Below are 2,745 nucleotides of genomic sequence, written 5' to 3' on the forward strand. Positions count from 1 at the left end.
GGACGCTACTGGGCTTGAACCAGTGACCCTCGCCTTGTAAGGGCGATGCTCTCCCAACTGAGCTAAGCGTCCATATTTCTTTAAAGCTTGCCTAAGCAAGTGGGGCGGTATTATAGAGTCGGTTCCGTTAGTGTCAACAATAAAATTAAAGAAAAATGACTGTGTGCCCGAATTTTAGACACTCTGGCTGCATCTTAACTAAATTGATGAAAAGAACAGCGTTTTTAATCGCATTCTGAATTCATTGATAAACAAAAACTGCAGCGTGGTTTTTTTCGAATCGGTTGGAATTGGACAGACACTTGCTTCTTACTAAGAGTTGAAACGGGAGCTTGGGTGGACAGACACTTGTTTTTTACTAGAAGTTGAAATGGAGGTTGGGTGTAATTGAAGTGGACAGTTACTTATTTACCACAAACATATAATTAAATTGGCTTCGCACAATGGACACACACTCATTTTTTAAAAGAAGAAGTGGCAAACAAGGACAAAGTGCAAGCGCAAAGTGGACACCCACTTATTTTTTCGTAGCTTAACGCTAGTAAAACTAACACAAATAAAAGTGGTGCTTACTTTATTCTTGAAGTATCAATTGAATTACCAAGTGGACAGTCACTTAAAAAACACGCAACGAAAAAACAAAGGAGAGAAGGAGAAAGGACAGACACTCACGTAAACCTGATAAAGTGCGTGCAGTATCTTTTTATTCAAAGTACCTGGTCTTTTCGGACACCCACTTACTTTTTTGAAGCTATTATCGGTTCTGTCACTCTCTGATCGTTGGACTTATCTGAGTGTGTGTCCACTTCAGCAAGAAATGAATTTTGAAAAAGTGGGCTTCAACAATAAGTGTCTGTCCACTTTATAACTCACTTTCTTCGTACCATCTAAACTACTTCAAGAGATTTCTTTTTCCTTCTATTCTTATCTTACTTTTGAAGTCGCGCTTACACTGGTAGAATGCGCTCAACTTTAGAAATACATTAACAATAGAGAGTGACCATGTCGGTTGTTACACGATTTGCACCCAGCCCAACAGGCTATCTTCACGTTGGCGGCGCACGAACTGCGCTTTATTCTTGGCTTCTTGCTAAAAGCAAAGGCGGCGAGTTTGTTCTTCGTATTGAAGATACAGATATCGAGCGTTCAACTGAAGAAGCAAAGCAGGCCATTCTAGACGGAATGCAATGGTTAGGTTTAACGTGGGATACGGGTCCAATCTATCAGACTGAGCGTTTCGATAGATATAAAGAACTTATTCAGCAGCTTTTGGATGAAGGTAAAGCGTATAAATGCTTTATGAGCTCTGAAGAGTTAGATGCGATTCGTGAAGCGCAAAAAGAACGTGGTGAGAAGCCTCGCTACCCAGGTACGTGGAGAGACAGAACGGATCATCCAGAAGGTCAGCCTTTTGTTATCCGCTTCAAAAACCCTTTAGAAGGTAAAGTGGTAATTAATGATCACGTGCGTGGAAAAATCGAGATTAGCAATACTGAGCTAGACGATCTTATTATTCAGCGCTCTGACGGTACCCCTACATATAACTTCTGTGTAGTTGTTGATGATTGGGATATGGGTATTACTCACGTAGTTCGTGGTGAAGACCATATTAATAACACGCCACGTCAAATCAATATTCTTGAAGCGCTTGGTGCACCTGTTCCAGAATATGCTCACGTTTCTATGATTTTAGGTGATGACGGCAAGAAGTTATCTAAGCGTCATGGCGCTGTAAGCGTGATGCAATATCGCGATGATGGTTTCCTACCGCAAGCTGTGCTTAATTACCTTGTTAGGTTGGGGTGGTCTCACGGCGATCAAGAAATTTTCTCAGTTGATGAAATGATTGAGAAATTCAGCTTAGATGCCATTGGGCAATCTGCATCGGCATTTAACACAGAAAAGCTAATCTGGTTGAATCAACACTACATTAAGACATTACCAGCAAGTGAAGTTGCGTCACACGCTAAATGGCACTTTGAAGAGTTGAATGTTGATTTAACGACAGGCCCAGCGCTTGAATCTATAATTGCTATTCAGGCCGATAGAGTAAAAACGCTAAAAGAGTTAGCTGAGATTTCTACGTACTTTTATCAAGACTATGAAGATTTTGATGCGAACGCAGCAAAAAAACACCTTCGCCCAGTCGCTCGCGGCCCATTAGAGCTTGCTAAAGATAAATTAATGGCAATTGAAGAGTGGAACCCGGAAAATATTCAGGCTGCTATAAATAGTACAGCCGAAGAATTGGAAGTAGGCATGGGGAAAGTAGGTATGCCGCTGCGTGTAGCTGTGACAGGTGGCGGTAATTCACCGTCATTAGATATCACGTTGAATCTTATCTCAAAAGAGAAAATTGGCGAGAGAATCGACAAAGCGCTTACTTTTATAGCAAACAGAGAAAATTCATAAAAAAAGCGTTGACATGACAGGGGGGGATGCCTAGAATGCGCCCCGCTGTCACGGAACAGTCACACAAAATGACTGGTACCATGATGGGGCCATAGCTCAGCTGGGAGAGCGCCTGCATGGCATGCAGGAGGTCGGCGGTTCGATCCCGCCTGGCTCCACCAAGTCACATTGAGACGTGGTTTGATATAGGCTGAAGTTGTTAACGCAGCTTCGGACTGAAAAATTCGAAAATTTAGTTTCGAAGAAAGAATTCAGTCCCCTTCGTCTAGAGGCCTAGGACACCGCCCTTTCACGGCGGTAACAGGGGTTCGAATCCCCTAGGGGACGCCATAT

1 protein-coding gene and 3 tRNA genes are annotated in these 2,745 nt (G+C 42.6%); 3 read left to right on the top strand and 1 reads right to left on the bottom strand.

What is annotated here, in order from left to right; translation table 11 throughout:
• Positions 1-72: transfer RNA gene (locus tag NO989_RS13725), tRNA-Val, on the bottom strand.
• Positions 73-1,002: 930 nt separating this feature from the next.
• On the opposite strand from NO989_RS13725, the gene gltX reads away from it, so the two are divergent.
• From gltX to NO989_RS13740, 3 genes are all read left to right on the top strand, one after another.
• Positions 1,003-2,412, top strand: coding sequence for a glutamate--tRNA ligase (gene gltX / locus NO989_RS13730; protein ID WP_014948924.1), 1,410 nt, complete (start codon positions 1,003-1,005; stop codon positions 2,410-2,412).
• An 85-nt stretch (positions 2,413-2,497) separates the two neighbouring features.
• Positions 2,498-2,573: transfer RNA gene (locus NO989_RS13735), tRNA-Ala, on the top strand.
• A gap of 93 nt (positions 2,574-2,666) precedes the next feature.
• Positions 2,667-2,742 (top strand) — tRNA-Glu (locus NO989_RS13740).
• Positions 2,743-2,745 lie beyond the last annotated feature (3 nt).

It is taken from the genome of Alteromonas sp. DY56-G5 (assembly GCF_041414725.1).
GTDB lineage: Bacteria > Pseudomonadota > Gammaproteobacteria > Enterobacterales > Alteromonadaceae > Alteromonas > Alteromonas macleodii.